Annotated in this window: 15 protein-coding genes; 13 read left to right on the top strand and 2 right to left on the bottom strand. The window is 56.3% G+C overall.

The window, feature by feature from the left end; all coding sequences use genetic code 11:
• Nucleotides 1–9 precede the first annotated feature (9 nt).
• The 3 genes from CA54_RS05560 to CA54_RS05550 all read left to right on the top strand — a co-directional run bounded on the left by CA54_RS05560 (nucleotide 10) and on the right by CA54_RS05550 (nucleotide 2,876).
• Nucleotides 10–966 carry a bifunctional riboflavin kinase/FAD synthetase gene (locus tag CA54_RS05560; RefSeq protein ID WP_146369841.1) on the top strand — a complete coding sequence of 319 codons (957 nt, stop codon included), beginning with the start codon at nucleotides 10–12 and terminating at the stop codon, nucleotides 964–966.
• A 62-nt stretch (nucleotides 967–1,028) separates the two neighbouring features.
• The gene (locus tag CA54_RS05555; protein ID WP_146369840.1) at nucleotides 1,029–2,033 is read left to right on the top strand and encodes a DHH family phosphoesterase; all 1,005 of its coding nucleotides are present in this window, start codon (nucleotides 1,029–1,031) and stop codon (nucleotides 2,031–2,033) included.
• A 60-nt stretch (nucleotides 2,034–2,093) separates the two neighbouring features.
• Nucleotides 2,094–2,876, top strand: a complete 783-nt coding sequence (locus CA54_RS05550) for a class I SAM-dependent methyltransferase (RefSeq protein ID WP_146369839.1) — start codon at nucleotides 2,094–2,096, stop codon at nucleotides 2,874–2,876.
• 7 nt (nucleotides 2,877–2,883) lie between these two features.
• Here CA54_RS05550 and CA54_RS05545 read toward each other — a convergent pair whose 3' ends face one another.
• A complete protein-coding gene (locus CA54_RS05545) occupies nucleotides 2,884–4,032 on the bottom strand; it encodes a cysteine desulfurase family protein (protein ID WP_146369838.1) in 1,149 nt (382 codons plus the stop codon).
• Between the two features lie 151 nt (nucleotides 4,033–4,183).
• Between CA54_RS05545 and CA54_RS05540 the strand changes: the two genes are divergently transcribed.
• A complete protein-coding gene (locus CA54_RS05540; protein WP_197532220.1) occupies nucleotides 4,184–5,104 on the top strand; it encodes a peptidyl-alpha-hydroxyglycine alpha-amidating lyase family protein in 921 nt (306 codons plus the stop codon).
• A gap of 271 nt (nucleotides 5,105–5,375) precedes the next feature.
• Here CA54_RS05540 and CA54_RS29160 read toward each other — a convergent pair whose 3' ends face one another.
• The gene (locus tag CA54_RS29160; RefSeq protein WP_197532219.1) at nucleotides 5,376–5,525 is read right to left on the bottom strand and encodes a hypothetical protein; all 150 of its coding nucleotides are present in this window, start codon (nucleotides 5,523–5,525) and stop codon (nucleotides 5,376–5,378) included.
• Between the two features lie 35 nt (nucleotides 5,526–5,560).
• Between CA54_RS29160 and CA54_RS05535 the strand changes: the two genes are divergently transcribed.
• The 9 genes from CA54_RS05535 (at nucleotide 5,561) to CA54_RS05495 (ending at nucleotide 15,586) form a co-directional block, all read left to right on the top strand.
• Complete coding sequence (locus CA54_RS05535) at nucleotides 5,561–6,904, top strand: Na(+)-translocating NADH-quinone reductase subunit A (RefSeq protein WP_146369836.1); 1,344 nt, start codon at nucleotides 5,561–5,563, stop codon at nucleotides 6,902–6,904.
• Between the two features lie 3 nt (nucleotides 6,905–6,907).
• Nucleotides 6,908–8,119, top strand: a complete 1,212-nt coding sequence (locus tag CA54_RS05530; RefSeq protein ID WP_146369835.1) for an NADH:ubiquinone reductase (Na(+)-transporting) subunit B — start codon at nucleotides 6,908–6,910, stop codon at nucleotides 8,117–8,119.
• Complete coding sequence (locus tag CA54_RS05525; RefSeq protein ID WP_146369834.1) at nucleotides 8,109–8,906, top strand: Na(+)-translocating NADH-quinone reductase subunit C; 798 nt, start codon at nucleotides 8,109–8,111, stop codon at nucleotides 8,904–8,906. Before CA54_RS05530 ends, CA54_RS05525 begins: the two co-directional genes overlap by 11 nt.
• Nucleotides 8,896–9,519: an NADH:ubiquinone reductase (Na(+)-transporting) subunit D gene (locus tag CA54_RS05520; RefSeq protein ID WP_146369833.1), complete on the top strand. Its 624-nt coding sequence runs from the start codon at nucleotides 8,896–8,898 to the stop codon at nucleotides 9,517–9,519. Before CA54_RS05525 ends, CA54_RS05520 begins: the two co-directional genes overlap by 11 nt.
• 7 nt (nucleotides 9,520–9,526) lie before the next feature.
• Entirely contained in the window at nucleotides 9,527–10,135 is a 609-nt protein-coding gene (gene nqrE / locus CA54_RS05515; protein ID WP_146369832.1) for an NADH:ubiquinone reductase (Na(+)-transporting) subunit E, read from the top strand.
• Nucleotides 10,136–10,264: 129 nt separating this feature from the next.
• Nucleotides 10,265–11,485: an NADH:ubiquinone reductase (Na(+)-transporting) subunit F gene (gene nqrF, locus CA54_RS05510; RefSeq protein ID WP_146372282.1), complete on the top strand. Its 1,221-nt coding sequence runs from the start codon at nucleotides 10,265–10,267 to the stop codon at nucleotides 11,483–11,485.
• 229 nt (nucleotides 11,486–11,714) lie between these two features.
• Nucleotides 11,715–13,022, top strand: a complete 1,308-nt coding sequence (locus CA54_RS05505; protein ID WP_146369831.1) for an FAD:protein FMN transferase — start codon at nucleotides 11,715–11,717, stop codon at nucleotides 13,020–13,022.
• A gap of 237 nt (nucleotides 13,023–13,259) precedes the next feature.
• Entirely contained in the window at nucleotides 13,260–14,456 is a 1,197-nt protein-coding gene (gene lhgO / locus CA54_RS05500) for an L-2-hydroxyglutarate oxidase (RefSeq protein WP_146369830.1), read from the top strand.
• A 23-nt stretch (nucleotides 14,457–14,479) separates the two neighbouring features.
• Nucleotides 14,480–15,586 (top strand): Ldh family oxidoreductase, encoded by a 1,107-nt coding sequence (locus CA54_RS05495; protein ID WP_146369829.1) that lies wholly within the window; start codon nucleotides 14,480–14,482, stop codon nucleotides 15,584–15,586.
• The last annotated feature ends 1 nt before the right edge of the window (nucleotide 15,587 follow it).

Here is a 15,587-nt window from a genome sequence, read left to right as displayed (position 1 = left end):
CCCCCAACCATGCAACTCCAACACGGTTTCCAAAATCCTGACTGCTATCGCCATGGATTTGTTTCCATTGGCAACTTCGATGGTGTGCATTGTGGGCATCGGGGGATGATTTCCGCTTTGGTGGAGAAGGCGCGGAGTGGGGGGGTGCCTTCGGTTGTGTTTACGTTTGACCCGCATCCGATCACGCTGTTGAGGCCCGGGTCGACGCCGCCGCCGCTCAGTACCGTGCAGCGTAAGGCGCAGTTGATTGAAGAGTTGGGGGTCGATTGCATGATCGTTTACCCCACCGATCAAGAATTGTTGGACCTGACGCCGCGGGAATTCTTTGAGCGAATCATTCTCCAGGAGATCGCCGCCAGTGGAATGGTAGAGGGGCCGAACTTCTTTTTCGGGCGGGACCGAGCGGGGGATATTCACAAGTTACACGAGTTTTGCGACGAAGCGGGACTCGATCTGAAGATTGTGCAACCGGTCGGTCTGGGCGGCCGTATGGTCTCTTCCACAGCCATTCGCGGCCTGATCGCTACGGGACACGTTTGTAAAGCGGCGGAATTGTTGGGGCATCGGTACCGCATTCAAGGTACGGTTTCCCGCGGGGCGATGCGCGGCGCGCAACTTGGTTTTCCGACGGCGAATTTGGAATCGATTCCCACGGTCATCCCCTGTGATGGGGTGTATGCGGCGATCGGCATCGTGGGAGATCAACGCTGGCCGGCGGCGGTCAACGTGGGGCCGAACCCCACATTTGGCGAAATGCAACGCAAGTTAGAGGTGCACTTGATCGACTTTACCGGCGACTTGTATGGCCAATCGTTGGGTGTGGAATTTGTGGAACGGTTGCGGGCCACGACTTCCTTTGCAGGCATCGATCCACTAAAAGAGCAACTGGCGCTGGATATCGCACAGGCCCGTACATTGGCCTCGGCAGCGATACAGGAAACGGCGCGCCCCTCCGACGAAGTCTAATTGTTGAGGGTGCGACGCCATCTGCAAATTTTGTTCACCGGCAATACCAATTGGAAAAGCGAATGACGATCGACTGGGAGCCGCTGGGCAAGATTATTAACGACCATCAGCGATTTGTGCTGACCAGCCACGTACGCCCCGACGCCGATGCACTCGGCTCGGAAATCGGCATGGCTCGCATTCTGGTCGCGTTGGGCAAGCAGGTGAAAATCGTCAATCAATCGCCCACGCCGCCGCGATTGGGTTTTATTGATACCGAAGGTTGGATCTGCCAGCTCGGAAAGGCAGCGACGGCCGAAGAAGCTCTCGATACCGATGTGCACATCATTCTCGATACCAGTGCCTGGGGCCAGTTGCAGGATATGGGCAAAATCCTGGGCAAGACCTCAGCCGTCAAGGTGGTCATCGATCACCATGTGAGCAGCGACGATTTGGGCGCGATCGTGTTCAAAAACACCGCTGCCGCCGCGACGGGTGAAATGGTTTACGAATTAGCGGTCGCCTTGGGGTACACAGTCGATGCGATTGCTGCGACGGCCTTATATTGCGCAATGGTGACCGATACGGGTTGGTTTCGTTTTCCCTCAACAACGGTAAACACGATGCGCGTCGGTGCCGCACTCATGGAATTGGGAGCAAACCCCGCTGCGCTGTATGAACAACTTTATGAACAGTATTCCCTAGCCCGCATGCGTTTGGCGGGGCGGTCGCTGCAACGGATTACGCCGGAATTCGATGGGCTCCTGACGCATACCTACATCCGCTGGGACGACTATGCGGAGACCGGCGCCGTCCCCCCCGATACGGAAGATCTGGTGAATGAGTGCATGCGGATTGCTGGGTCACAGGCTGCGTTCATTTTAATCGAACAAAGTAACCGGCAGGTGAAATGCAGTTTTCGTAGTCGTGTTGGAATCAACGTGGCAGCTGTGGCGGAACAATTTGGTGGTGGCGGGCACCAACAAGCAGCCGGCACGATACTGCCGGGGCCGATCAGCGACGCACGGCAAAAGGTGTTAGCGGCGCTGCGTCCGGTAATGGAACAGGTGAAGAAGGCTGGGGTTTAACGCAATTAAGCGGCGGAAGCGGGAGTCGAAAATTCAGGGATGGAATGAGGTTGGGTGACTATGGCGGAAGTTATTCATGGGAAGGTCTACGACTATCCCACCTATTACGACATCATCTTCGCGGCCGATTGGCGGAAGGAAATCGCCTTTCTTGAGGCTTGTTTCGACAAGTATGCCAGTGGCACGGTGCGGCGCGTGTTTGAACCGGCGTGCGGCACCGGGCGGTTGTTGATCAAACTGGCGCAGGCGGGTTACGAGGTTTCCGGCAACGACCTGAATCCCAAGGCGGTCGAGTTTTGTAATCGGCGACTGGGGCGACGGGGTTTTGAACCGACCGCCGTCGTGGGGGACATGGCCGATTTTCGCTTGCCCCGCAAAGCGGATGCTGCCTTCAATTTGATCAACAGTTTCCGGCATTTGCCCGACGAAAATGCAGCCACGGCGCATATGCAATGCATCGCCCGCGCCTTGCGTAAGGGGGGCATTTATCTGTTGGGCCTGCACCTGACCCCCACGAATCATCGCATCTGCGACGACGAATGCTATGCCGCCCGGCGGGGAAATGTTGGGGTGCAATCGCGGTTGTGGACCATGTCGGTCGACAGCAAAGCACGCGTCGAAATGGTCGGCATGACGCTCGACGTCACGACCCCCAAACGGCGCTTACGGCTCGTTGACGAAATGCCTTTTCGAATGTATACAGCCCGCCAATTTCGCCAACTTCTGACCCGCGTGCCGGAGCTGGAGTTGTTGGAGACATTCGATTTCGACCTCGACATCAACGCGCCCATCAAGGTCAAGGGGCATAGCGAGGACGTCATCTTCGTGCTGCGAAAAACGTAACGGACGGTCATCCGCGCAGTCCACGGACTGCCGTAACGACAACCTCAAGGGCACGGTCGATTTCTACGGTCGTATTGAATCGTCCCAAACCAAATCGCAAACTGGCGCGCGTGAGTGCGTCGCTGACTCCCATCGCCCTCAAGACGTGGCTCGGTTGCGGGTCGGCGGACGTGCAGGCCGATCCGGAACTGACGGCGATATCCCGCATGCTATTCATCAGCGCATCACCCTCCACGGCGTCGAAGCTTACATTGAGATTGCCCGGCAAGCGTTTTTGTGGATGACCGTTTAAGGTGAGCCCGTCGAGGCGGTCTTGCAATCCCGTCCACAATCGCTCTCGCAATTCCAACAGCCGCGCCGCTTCGTCGACCATCGTTTCACCGCACAGTTCACAAGCTGCGCCCAGCCCGACGATCAATGGAACCGGCAAAGTGCCGCTACGCAGGTGCCGCTCATGGCCACCGCCATCGAGTTGCGGTTCCAGCTTGATCCGCGGAGAACCATGCCGCACGAACAATATGCCGATGCCCTTGGGCCCGTAGATTTTGTGTCCCGACAGACTCAGCAAATCGATCGGTGTCGTCGACAGGTCGAGCGGAATCTTGCCCGCGCTCTGGGCCGCATCGGTGTGGAAGTGGACTCCGCGTTGGCGACACAAGGCGGCGATTTCAGCGATGTCGTTGAGCGTTCCCACTTCGTTATTGGCTGACATGATCGAAACAAGCACCGTGTTGGGGCGCAGAGACTCGGCGATCTGTTGCGGATCGACCATGCCATGTTGATCGACGGGTAGTACCGTCACTTCGTAGCCGCTACGAGAGAGGCGTTTGGCCGGATCGAGCACCGCTTTGTGTTCAGCGGCGGCGGTGATCAAATGGCTTCCTGGCACAGCAGCGTGCAGGACCCCTTTCAAAGCGAGGTTGTTCGCTTCGGTGGCGCCGCTGGTGAAAATCACGTTCCGCGCGTCAGTATGGAACAGCTCGGCAATCTTGCCCCGCGCCGCTTCAACGGCGTCACCGGCATCCCAACCAAAACGATGGCTGATGCTGGCGGCGTTTCCGTAAATTTCGGAAAAATACGGCAACATCGCATCCAGCACGCGGGGGTCGACGCGCGTGGTGGCATGGTTGTCCAGATAAATCGGAGTGGCAGTCATGTGTGGTCTTGTTAAGTAATACAACGGATCAAGCATCCATTGTCCTGCGCCGTGCTACGGGAATCAATGCGGCTGGTTGTCCGATTCTGGCCGTTCGTGGTAGGCTGGCGACAGATTGACCTCTCTCATTCCGCTTAGGAGCATGGCTGTCGTGAATCTCTACCGATCAACCCTCAAAGCGGCTGCGGCGTTTGCCATTTTTGCCTGTATCTCCTCGCAGACTGTTGCTGACGAACCGCAAATTGATTTCACCGCCGTGTTGGATGCGATTGAAGTTCCCGACGATATCGAACTGGGCAAATGTTCTGGCGTCGGTGTCGACAAACAAGGCCGCATCTTTTTGCTGCATCGCGGCAAGCGACCGGTGTTGAGTTTCGACAAATCCGGCAAGTTTCTGCGCGCGTTCGGCGACGATTACGTGGCCACCGGGCATGGCTTAAAAGTCGATCAACAAGGGCACGTGTGGGTGACCTGCACCGAGCATCATATGGTTTACAAATTCAACGGCGACGGCAAACTACTATTCGCCCTGGGGCAAATCGACAAACCGGGTACCGGCAGCGATCCGCCACAATTCGATCAACCGACCGACGTCGCCATCGGCCCGCAGGGCGAGATCTACGTCGCAGACGGTTACGGGAACAGCCGGATGGTGAAGTTCTCCCCTGAGGGAAAATTTCTGGCAACGTGGGGCCAAGCGGGCGAACAACCGGGGCAGTTCCATGCTCCGCACCAAGTGGTCGTCGATTCCGATGGTCAGGTGATCGTCGCCGATCGCGACAACAATCGCCTGCAGGTTTTTGATGGAAACGGAAAATTCCTCAAAGCCTATCCTGTGAAGACGGCCTTCGGCGTGGCGCTGAATACATATGGTGTGCTGTTTGCCTGTAGCGGAGACAAGGTTCATCAACTCGACAAATCGGGCAGCGTGGTTAAGTCGTGGGGCCAGGAAGGCAGCGGCCCGCTGGAGTTCGGCATCGGCCATCAAATCGCCATCGATCAGGCAGGGAATCTTTATGTCGCCGAGGTGGGTGGCAAACGTCTGCAAAAGCTTCAGCGGCACGGCCGCTAGGTGCGAGCTTCCGCTCGGAGTTGGGTGAGCCGCTCCCGTTGGTCGCTGCGCGATGAAGTTTGTGGGGCGGCGTTCTGTATATTCTGTTTGCAAACCCTCCCAGCCTTGGCGGTAACTCCCAACACGCTCCTTTTAGCAGCCTGTTATTTCTCAATTCTGGGAAAGGTCGGTATTCCCTTTCAGGGCTGCTGGAAAACAGCATTGGGGGAGGGCTAGAATGCATCGCGGGTCGGGAACTTGGTTGTGACGATTGACGGCTGGCATGCATGCGTTAAAAATAGCCCGGCAGGCTATGTTTCGCGGCGGCAATCGTCCCGAATCCGCAACAGCCCACTCCGATCGCCAGTGACTGCGGACTCTCGCGTTCACAGGTTTTCTTAACGGTTGCCGGGCAATCGCCGCGTTTTTTGTATTTACTCACGCTCCTTACTCTCCATATAGAATTGCTCGGTTGAGATGATCAGAATTAAGAAGGGCCTGAACCTTCCGATTTCCGGTGATCCCGTGCAGGAAGTGCAATCCGGTCCAGTGGTGCGATCTGTGGCACTGATCGGCGATGACTACGTTGGTATGAAGCCAACGATGCACGTTGAAGAAGGCGACTCAGTGAAGGTCGGGCAGGTCCTGTTCTCCGATAAAAAAACCGAGGGTGTGCAATACACGTCCCCAGGTTGCGGAAAAGTTGTCGCCCTCAATCGAGGTGAAAAACGGGTCTTTCAATCGCTGGTGATCGAACTCTCCGGCGACGACCATGTGGAATTCGCCTCCTACAGCGATGGTGATATCGCTGGGCTGAGCCGCGAAAAAGTGATCGAAAACCTGCTGGCTTCGGGCCTGTGGACGGCATTGCGAACACGGCCTTATAGCAAGGTCCCTTCGCCACAATCGGTTCCGCACGCGATTTTCGTCAACGCCATGGATACGAATCCTTTGGCCGCAGATCCCGTTGTGGCCCTGCAGGGTCAAGAAGGAGATTTTCGTCACGGTCTGGCACTGGTGGAAAAACTGACCGACGGCAAGGTCTTTTTAAGCAAGTCCCCCGGATCAGCAATTCCGACCGACGGCGTGAGCGGCGTCGAAGTCACGGAATTCCGCGGGCCGCATCCGGCTGGCCTCGTCGGCACGCACATTCACATGCTCGATCCGGTCAACCCACAGAAAACGGTGTGGCATCTGGGCTATCAGGATGTGGCTGCCATTGGCAAGTTGTTTGTGACCGGCCGTTTGCCGCTGGAACGAGTGATTTCACTGGCCGGCCCGGCGGTCAAGCAGCCGCGGTTGTTGCGAACGCGATTGGGCGCCAATCTTACGGATTTGACAGCGGGCGAGTTGGTGGACGGCGAAAATCGTGTGATTTCCGGTTCGGTGCTCAATGGCCGTGCGGCGCAGGAGCCGTTTGACTATTTGGGGCGATTTCACCTGCAAGTCTCGGCGCTGCCAGAAGGCAACCAGCGCGAATTTCTGGGCTGGCAAAAACCGGGGTTTGACAAGTTTAGTATTAAGAATGTGTTCGCTTCAGCCATGGACCGGTCGAAGAAGTTCGCATTTAGCACGTCCACCGAAGGCAGCAAACGGGCCATGATCCCAATTGGCATGTATGAGGAAGTGTTGCCGCTCGATACGGAGCCAACCTTTTTGCTACGGGCCTTGATCGTCGGTGATACCGATCAGGCGCAAGCTCTGGGTTGTTTGGAGTTGGATGAAGAAGACGTCGCCTTGTGCACGTTTGTCTGTCCTGGCAAATATGACTATGGGCCGATCCTGCGTGAAAACCTGACACAGATCGAGAAATTCGGATAACAGATGAAGCCCTTGCGACGTTTTCTAGATCGTTTGCATCCCCTGTTTGACAAAGGGGGCAAATTTGAAAAATGGTTTCCGCTCTATGAAGCAGCGGACACGTTTTTGTATACGCCGGGCGAAATCACGCACGGGCGAACGCATGTTCGTGACGGCATGGACCTAAAGCGTATGCTTGGCACGGTCGCATTTGCGTTGGTGCCCTGCATGCTGATGGCCATGTACAACACCGGCTATCAAGCCAATGCCTACATGATGGACCAGGGCATCGAGTCCACGGCTGGTTGGCGGGGCAGCGTGATCGACGCCCTGGGCGTTGGTTATCACCCGGAGAATATCGTTGCCGACTTTGTGCATGGCGCGCTCTATTTTCTCCCGGTGCTCATCGTTTGTTTCGCGGTGGGCGGCTTTTGGGAAATGCTGTTTGCCACGATTCGTAAGCATGAAATCAACGAAGGCTTTCTGGTTACCGGCATTTTGTTTCCATTGACGTTGCCTCCCACGATTCCGCTGTGGCAAGTCGCGGTGGGGATTACCTTTGCTGTGATATTCGCCAAAGAAGTTTTTGGCGGCACGGGCAAGAACTTTTTGAATCCCGCTTTAGCCGCTCGGGCATTTTTGTACTTCGCTTATGCCACCGATATGACCGGCAGTACGATTTGGACGGCCGTTGATGGTTTCAGCGGGGCGACCCCGTTGGGGGTCGTGCAGACTGACGGCATGCAAGCTTTGAATGTTTCTTGGTCGTCCGCATTTTTGGGGACGATGCAAGGCTCGATGGGGGAAACCTCTGTATTGTGCTGTCTGATCGGGGCGGCGATTTTGATTGCCACCGGTGTCGGTTCCTGGCGAATCATGGTCAGCGTGCTGGTCAGCTCGCTGGTATTTTCGGCATTGCTCTGGGCGTTCGCTGGTGAGGATCCCACCAACAAAATGCTCACCATGCCGCCGCATTGGCATCTCGTTGTCGGCGGGCTGGCGTTTGGACTGGTCTTTATGGCAACCGATCCGGTTTCGGCATCCATGACCGAAATGGGCAAATACTTCTACGGCGCACTGATTGGATTTATGACCATCTTGATTCGCGTGCTCAATCCCGCCTTTCCCGAGGGCATCATGCTGGCGATTTTGTTCGGCAACGTGTTCGCACCGTTGATCGACTTTTGCGTCGTTCAACTGACGATCAAAAGGAGGGCTCTCCGCCATGCAGCGTAACTCATTCGTGTTTACGTTTTTGGTTGCTACGGTGTTGTGCGTCGTCTGTTCGGCGATCGTCTCCACGGCCGCCGTCATTTTGCAGCCGCGACAAGAACGCAATAAAGAATTGGACCGCAAATCCAATATTCTCCGTGTTGCCGGATTGCTTGGTGCTGATGAGGCCAGTGACGGCGCAAAAATCGACGAGCTTTTCAAGCAAATCGAAACCAAAATTGTGAACCTCGAAACCGGGGAATATGTCACTGATATTGACGTCGATTCATTCGACCAACGCGATGCGGCTGACGACCCGGAGCAAAGCGTTCCCATCCCTCCCGAAGAAGATGTCGCGAGTCTGAAACGACGGGAAAAGCTGTCGGCCGTCTATTTGTTGAATCAAGATGGCAAACTGAAAACGCTAATTTTGCCGGTCTATACCAAGGGTTTGTGGTCGACGATGTATGGGTTTTTGGCGTTTGAAGGTGATTTGCGGACAGTCCAGGGACTGGGGTTTTATCAACATGGAGAAACCCCCGGACTGGGAGGCGAAGTCGACAATCCCAAGTGGAAAGAACAATGGGAAGGCAAGCTGGCCTACGACGATGATGGGCATATCGCGCTGCACCTAATCAAAGGAACGGTTGATCCCAGCAGTCCCGAAGCCGCCTTCCAAATCGACGGCTTGTCGGGGGCTACAATCACCTCACGGGGTGTGACAAATCTGATTGACTACTGGCTGGGTCCCGATGGGTTTGGACCGTACCTCGAAAAAATGAAGTCGGGCGGAGGAAACGATGGCAAGTAAAACCAAAGACATCCTGTTCGATCCGCTGTTTAAGAAAAATCCAATCGGTAAATTGGTCCTGGGGATTTGTTCGGCACTAGCGGTCACGACGAATCTCAAAACCACAGTCACGATGTGCTTGGCAGTGATTTTCGTTACCGCCTGCTCCAACACCGCCGTGAGCATGATCCGCAACTATATCCCTTCAGCCATTCGCATTATCGTGCAGATGACGATCATTGCTTCGTTGGTGATCGTCGTGGATCAGTTTTTGCAGGCCTATGCTTACGGCACAAGCAAAGCCCTTTCGGTTTTCGTGGGGCTGATCATCACGAATTGCATCGTGATGGGGCGTGCGGAGGGGTTTGCCATGAGCCATACGCCCTGGACCAGTTTTCTGGACGGGGTCGGGAATGGTCTTGGGTACAGCGTGATCCTCCTATTCGTCGGCGCATTTCGCGAGTTGTTCGGCTCCGGTTCGTTGTTCGGGTATACGATTTTGGCGAAGACGACCGACGGGGGCTGGTATCCAGCCAATGGCTTGATGCTATTGTCCCCCAGCGCGTTCTTTTTAATCGGGTTATTTATTTGGGCGGTCCGGACTTGGGATCCCAGCCAGAACGAGGAGGCGTAGATCCGCGATGGACTATATTAGCCTTTTACTGAGGTCGGCATTTACCGAAAACTTGGCACTCTCCTTCTTCCTGGGGATGTGCACGTTTCTTGCTGTTTCGAAAGATGTCAAAACCGCGTGGGGACTGAGCATGGCGGTCGTCGCCATCCAGACCATTACCGTCCCGGCCAACAATTTGATCCTCACCTATCTACTCAAACCAGGTGCTCTCACCTGGACGGGTATCTCTGGTTTGGAAGATGTCGACCTAACGTTTTTAGGATTAATCAGTTACATCGGCGTCATTGCCGCTATGGTGCAAATCCTGGAAATGCTTCTCGATCGCTTTATGCCCGCGCTCTATAATGCCCTGGGAATCTTTCTTCCGCTGATTACTGTGAACTGCGCCATTTTGGGCGGCTCGTTGTTTATGGTCGAACGGGACTATAATTTCCCTCAAAGCGTGGTGTTCGGCTTCGGTTCCGGAACAGGCTGGGCAATCGCGATTTTGGCATTGGCTGGCATTCGCGAAAAACTCAAATACAGCGATATCCCGCACGGACTGCGCGGTCTGGGAATCACCTTCATTACCGCGGGACTGATGGCAATGGCGTTTATGGCGTTTTCAGGAATTTAAAATTTAACGGCAAATGGCGAACTCAAACCGCCGGTTTCGCACGGCGGGAATTACGGCAGTGGTTTGTACGCAACAAGCAGCAACACACGCCGCTCGCCACTGCGAGCTAAACGGACCGAACTCATGGATATGACAATTCTCTACGGCGTCGGCATGTTCACTGCCATTGTCTTGGCGCTGGTCCTCATTATTCTTATTGCCCGTAAAGGGCTGGTCGCCAGCGGCAATGTCGACATTGTCGTCAACAACGAACGCACCTTGTCGGTTCCTGCCGGCGGAAAACTGCTCAATGTCCTGGCCGACAGCAAGATTTTTGTATCTTCGGCCTGCGGTGGCGGTGGCACCTGCGCGCAGTGTAAAGTGCATATTGAATCGGGCGGCGGCGATATCCTCAAAACCGAAGAATCGCACATCACCAAACGCGAAGCGGCCGAAGGTTGCCGGTTGAGCTGTCAGGTTGCCGTCAAACGGGACATGAAAATCGAAGTCCCCACCGAAGTCTTCGGCGTGAAACAATGGCGGTGCAAAGTCCGCAGCAACGAAAACGTGGCCACCTTCATCAAGGAATTGGTCCTGGAACTTCCCGAAGGCGAGGACGTGGGCTTTCGCGCCGGTGGCTATATCCAAATCGAATGCCCGCCGCACCATCTGAAATACAGCGAATTCGACGTCGAAGAGGAATATCGTCCGGACTGGGACAAATTCAACCTGTGGCGATTTGAGTCGTCTGTCGACGAGACTGTCACACGGGCCTACTCCATGGCCAACTATCCCGAAGAAAAAGGGATCATCATGCTCAACGTGCGGGTTGCCAGCCCGCCGCCCCGCGCTCCGGAAGGGACGCCGCCGGGGAAAATGTCCTCCTACATCTTCAACCTGAAACCGGGTGATGAAGTCACCATCTCGGGTCCCTTCGGCGAGTTTTTTGCCAAGGAGACCGACGCCGAAATGGTCTTCATTGGTGGGGGAGCTGGTATGGCTCCTATGCGGTCGCATCTGTTTGACCTGTTCAAACGTGTGCATACCAAACGCAAAGTCAGCTTCTGGTACGGTGCCCGCAGTTTGCGGGAAATGTTCTACGTCGAAGATTTCGACATGCTGGCGCGCGAGAACGACAACTTCGAGTGGCACGCCGCCCTCTCCGAGCCGTTGCCGGAAGACAATTGGACCGGCTACACCGGCTTCATTCATCAAGTGCTCTACGAAAACTACCTCAAAGATCATCCCGCTCCGGAAGATTGCGAATACTACATCTGCGGTCCCCCCATGATGAACGCAGCGATCTTTAAGTTATTGGACGACCTGGGCGTCGAAAAAGAAAACATCCTGTACGACGACTTCGGGGGTTGAGGTTTTTAGCGACAAGCCCCTAACCCACGTGTGACTTGGTTCCCAAACTCCGTTGGGGAACCGATCTCACCGAAGCTCTGCTTCAGCATGGCACGCGAATCGTCGATAGCTCTGGGGGGTGAGCGAAGCGGAGCTTCGCCAAGGTGCGTTCCCAAATGGAATTTGGGAACGCGTGAAGAACCAATAGCAGTGGTGACACTACTAAATATCAACCCATTCGTGTGCATCCGTGGCTAACCAACATTTCCCCGAGCAGCGTCTTGTCAGCTGGTTACTCAGTTGGGCGGCGATTATTGCAATCGGGGGATGCGGGGCACCGACCGTCGAGTCGCTCTCGCTGAACGGTGAGACGATGGGGACGACATACTCCCTCACCATCGCCGACCCGCCGCCGGAATTAGACGCTGCCGCTCTGCAGACCTCCGTCGATGCCGCGTTGGAGACCGTGAACAATCAAATGTCGACGTGGCGGCCCGACTCGGAGTTGTCTCGATTCAACGCTGCTCAGACGACCGAATGGGTTCCGGTATCCCCGGAATTGGCCAAAGTTGTTGCCGCAGCGCAGCAGATCAGCGAACAGACCGGCGGCGCGTTTGATGTAACCGTCGGGCCGTTGGTGCAGTTGTGGGGTTTTGACAGCAACGGTCGGCCGGAGAAGGTTCCCACCCAGGAACAAATCGACGCGGCCCGCGCTCGGTGCGGTTATACCCAATTAGAAGTCCGCAGCAGCCCACCGGCTTTGCGCAAAACAAGAGCCGACGTTTCGGTGAACCTCTCCGCCATCGCCAAGGGATACGGCGTGGACCGCATGGCCCAGTTGATGCGTGACGCGGGAGTCGAGCGGTTTCTCGTCGAAATTGGCGGGGAAGTCCGCACACGCGGGAAAAATGCAAGTGGCCGCGATTGGAACATTGCCATCGAAGCCCCGCAAGCAGGACTGTTGCACGAAGTCTATCGCGTGGTCGCTCCCGGCGAGCGCGGAATGGCGACATCGGGGGACTATCGCAATTTCTACCAGCAAGACGGCAAGGTCTATTCACACACGATCAACCCCCAAACCGGCCGGCCGATTGAATCGACACTAGCTTCGGCCACGGTCTTGGCCGACGACTGTATGACGGCCGATGCCTGGGCGACCGCTGTGATGGTTTTAGGACCTGAGCGGGGCATGGAATTGGCAGGCCAACACAATTTGCCGGCGATGCTGATTGTCCGCGAAGAGAACGATCAATTCCGTCAGGTTGCAAACGCAAAGATCGAGGCTTTGTTTCGAGACCCTGCGGCGGCTCCGGCGGAAACATCACGGATGACCTTGTTTTTGGTTGCGCTGACCGCCTTCGGTTTGGCACTGATCGGCATGTCGATTGGCGTGATGATAAGCGGTCGCCGAATCAAAGGTTCCTGCGGTGGGCTGAACAACGCAATGGATGAAGGCGGCCGTTCGATCTGTGACGTCTGTACCACACCGCCGGAAGAATGCGACCGTGTCCGCGCTGCCGTGGCGGAAGGGGCAGATCAGCACGGAGGCACGGAGTGAGAAGGCTGTAGGCTTTAGACTGTAGGCCTTAGAATTATGCTCACTGGTTCCCAAACTCTGTTTGGGAACCCTGAATCCCGAAGCTCTGCTTCGGTCCGTGACTTGTAGAATGCCGAGGGAGCTTTGAAACGGAATGCGAAGCAGAGCTTCGCTACAGTGCGTTCCCAAACAGAGTTTGGGAACGAGTGAGACGAGTGGTAATCTGACGCGAACATCACCTGGATAGACCAACTGCAGATGCAACAAACCGACGTCGCAATTATCGGAGGGGGGATCGTCGGGTTGGCGACCGCTCATCGTCTGGGTGAGCAATTCCCCGACCTGAAGATCACGGTGTTGGAAAAAGAACCCGCCGTCGCCGAACATCAAACGGGGCACAACTCCGGGGTGTTGCATACCGGTATCTACTACAAACCGGGTTCACTTAAGGCGACCAACTGCCGTGCCGGGAAACTGGCCATGCAGTCATTCTGTGAGACCCAGGGAATCGACTACGACATCTGCGGCAAGGTGATCGTGGCGCTCGATGAGTCGGAGTTGCCGGCGCTGGAGCGGATTTACGAACGCGGCCAAGCTAACGGCGTCAATTGCGAAATCATCGGCCGCGAGCGGTTACATGAACTCGAGCCACACGCTGCTGGCGTCCAAGCGATTCATGTTCCCGAAGCGGGCATTGTCAATTATCGCCAAGTTTGCCGACGGTTGGCAGAGATTATCGTCGAGCGGGGCGGATGCGTGCAGACCGATGCACGGGTCACGTCGATCACTCCGGGCGGCCAACGGGTGGTGGTCGCCAGCACAGCCGGGGAATGGGAGGCGCAGTATCTCGTCAATTGTGCAGGCCTGCAGTGTGACCGTGTCGCTAAGTTGGGAGGTCAAAAACCGTCGGCGCAAATCGTGCCGTTTCGTGGCGAGTATTATGAACTCAAGCCCGAGGCGCATCACTTGTGCAAGACGTTGATCTACCCAGTCCCCGACCCCAGCTTTCCATTTTTGGGTGTGCATTTTACGCGGATGATCGAAGGGGGAGTCGAGTGCGGCCCCAACGCCGTGTTGGCCTTTGCTCGCGAGGGGTATCGTAAAACGAACGTCAACCCGTATGATCTGCTGGAGTCGCTGACGTATCCGGGTTTCGTAAAATTGGCGCTGAAGTATTGGCGGGTCGGTGCGGGAGAAATGTGGCGGTCGTGCAGCAAAGCCGCATTTGTCAAAGCCCTGCAGCGGCTTGTGCCGGACATTCGCAGCGAGCATCTGGTAACCGCCCCCGCCGGCGTCCGCGCGCAAGCCGTGTCCCGCGACGGCAGTATGGTGGATGATTTTCTGATCGATGAAACCGAGCGGGTCATCAACATCGGCAACGCCCCCTCGCCGGCGGCAACAGCGTCGCTGAATATTGGAGCGATGATTACGGAGAAACTGGCAGCGCGGTTTTGAACTGAACCTAGAAGTTGGTTGGCATGGCAGAAAAACCTCAAACGTGCACGTTTTCGCACGAGTACCTCGAAGACTTTACCGCGAAGGTTTTCGTGCAGTTCGGCATCCCACAGGCCGATGCGCAGCAGGCGGCGCTGGTGCTGTCGGCGAGTGATTTGCGGGGGATTGAGTCGCATGGCGTGGCGCGGCTGTTGGCCTATGTCGAACTGCTCAAAGAGGGTTTGATCAATCCGCGGCCGAATTTGAAGATCCTCCGCGAGACCCCCAGCACCGCTGCCATCGATGCCGACAACGGTTTGGGACTGGTGATTGGGCCGCGGGCGAATGAAATTGCCATGGAAAAAGCCGAAGCGGTTGGCAGTGGCTGGGTGACGGTCAGCCACACCAATCATTTTGGCATCGCCGGTTATTATCCGCTGCAGGCGCTTGAGCGGGATTTGATCGGCTGGGCGATGACCAATAGCTCGCGGATGGTTGCCCCGTTGTGGGGAGCGGAGCGGATGTTGGGGACCAACCCGATCGCGATTGCGTTTCCCGGCGACGAAGAACCACCGATTGTCATTGATCTGGCCACCAGTGCCGTCGCCTTCGGAAAAATCGAAATGGCTGACCGCAAGCAACAGGAATTGCCGCTCGGTTGGGCGATCGACGAAACAGGAGTGGAGACCACGTCCCCGGCGGCGATGATGGAGGGCGGGGCATTGTTGCCGGTGGGTTCGAACCGAGATCGGGGCGGACACAAAGGGTATTGCCTGTCGGCGATGGTCGACATTCTGACCGGCGTGTTGGGAGGCGCGAATTGGGGGCCATTTGCGCCGCAATTTGTGATGCGGCACCGAGTCGCTGAGCGGGAGCGGACCGTCGGCAAGGGGCTGGGGCATTTCTTTGGGGCGATGCAGATTGCCGGGTTCATGGATCCGGCCGAGTTCAAAACGCGGATCGATGATTGGATTCGCACCTTTCGAGCGACCAAACCGGCGCCCGGCAGCGACGGCGTGTTGATACCCGGCGACCCGGAGCGCGCAGCAGAGGCAGAACGGAGGGAACAAGGCATCCCGTTGGTCTTGCCCGTTGTTGAGGACTTACGCAAAGTTGCACGGATTTCCGGCGTCCCGTTTGAAGCCGAGTGAC

Source organism: Symmachiella macrocystis (genome assembly GCF_007860075.1).
In the GTDB taxonomy this organism is placed as follows: Bacteria; Planctomycetota; Planctomycetia; order Planctomycetales; family Planctomycetaceae; genus Symmachiella; species Symmachiella macrocystis.
The sequence above is the reverse complement of the archived record's forward strand: the minus strand, read 5'-3'. Positions and strand labels throughout refer to the sequence as shown.

Bases quoted from the DNA above. Each gene is read 5' to 3' on its own strand.
- CA54_RS05560 (WP_146369841.1), top strand. From the start codon at position 10: ATGCAACTCCAACACGGTTTCCAAAATCCTGACTGCTATCGCCATGGA.
- CA54_RS05555 (WP_146369840.1), top strand. From the start codon at position 1,029: ATGACGATCGACTGGGAGCCGCTGGGCAAGATTATTAACGACCATCAG.
- CA54_RS05550 (WP_146369839.1), top strand. From the start codon at position 2,094: ATGGCGGAAGTTATTCATGGGAAGGTCTACGACTATCCCACCTATTAC.
- CA54_RS05545 (WP_146369838.1), bottom strand. From the start codon at position 4,032: ATGACTGCCACTCCGATTTATCTGGACAACCATGCCACCACGCGCGTC.
- CA54_RS05535 (WP_146369836.1), top strand. From the start codon at position 5,561: ATGATCAGAATTAAGAAGGGCCTGAACCTTCCGATTTCCGGTGATCCC.
- CA54_RS05530 (WP_146369835.1), top strand. From the start codon at position 6,908: ATGAAGCCCTTGCGACGTTTTCTAGATCGTTTGCATCCCCTGTTTGAC.
- CA54_RS05525 (WP_146369834.1), top strand. From the start codon at position 8,109: ATGCAGCGTAACTCATTCGTGTTTACGTTTTTGGTTGCTACGGTGTTG.
- CA54_RS05520 (WP_146369833.1), top strand. From the start codon at position 8,896: ATGGCAAGTAAAACCAAAGACATCCTGTTCGATCCGCTGTTTAAGAAA.
- nqrE (WP_146369832.1), top strand. From the start codon at position 9,527: ATGGACTATATTAGCCTTTTACTGAGGTCGGCATTTACCGAAAACTTG.
- nqrF (WP_146372282.1), top strand. From the start codon at position 10,265: ATGACAATTCTCTACGGCGTCGGCATGTTCACTGCCATTGTCTTGGCG.
- lhgO (WP_146369830.1), top strand. From the start codon at position 13,260: ATGCAACAAACCGACGTCGCAATTATCGGAGGGGGGATCGTCGGGTTG.
- CA54_RS05495 (WP_146369829.1), top strand. From the start codon at position 14,480: ATGGCAGAAAAACCTCAAACGTGCACGTTTTCGCACGAGTACCTCGAA.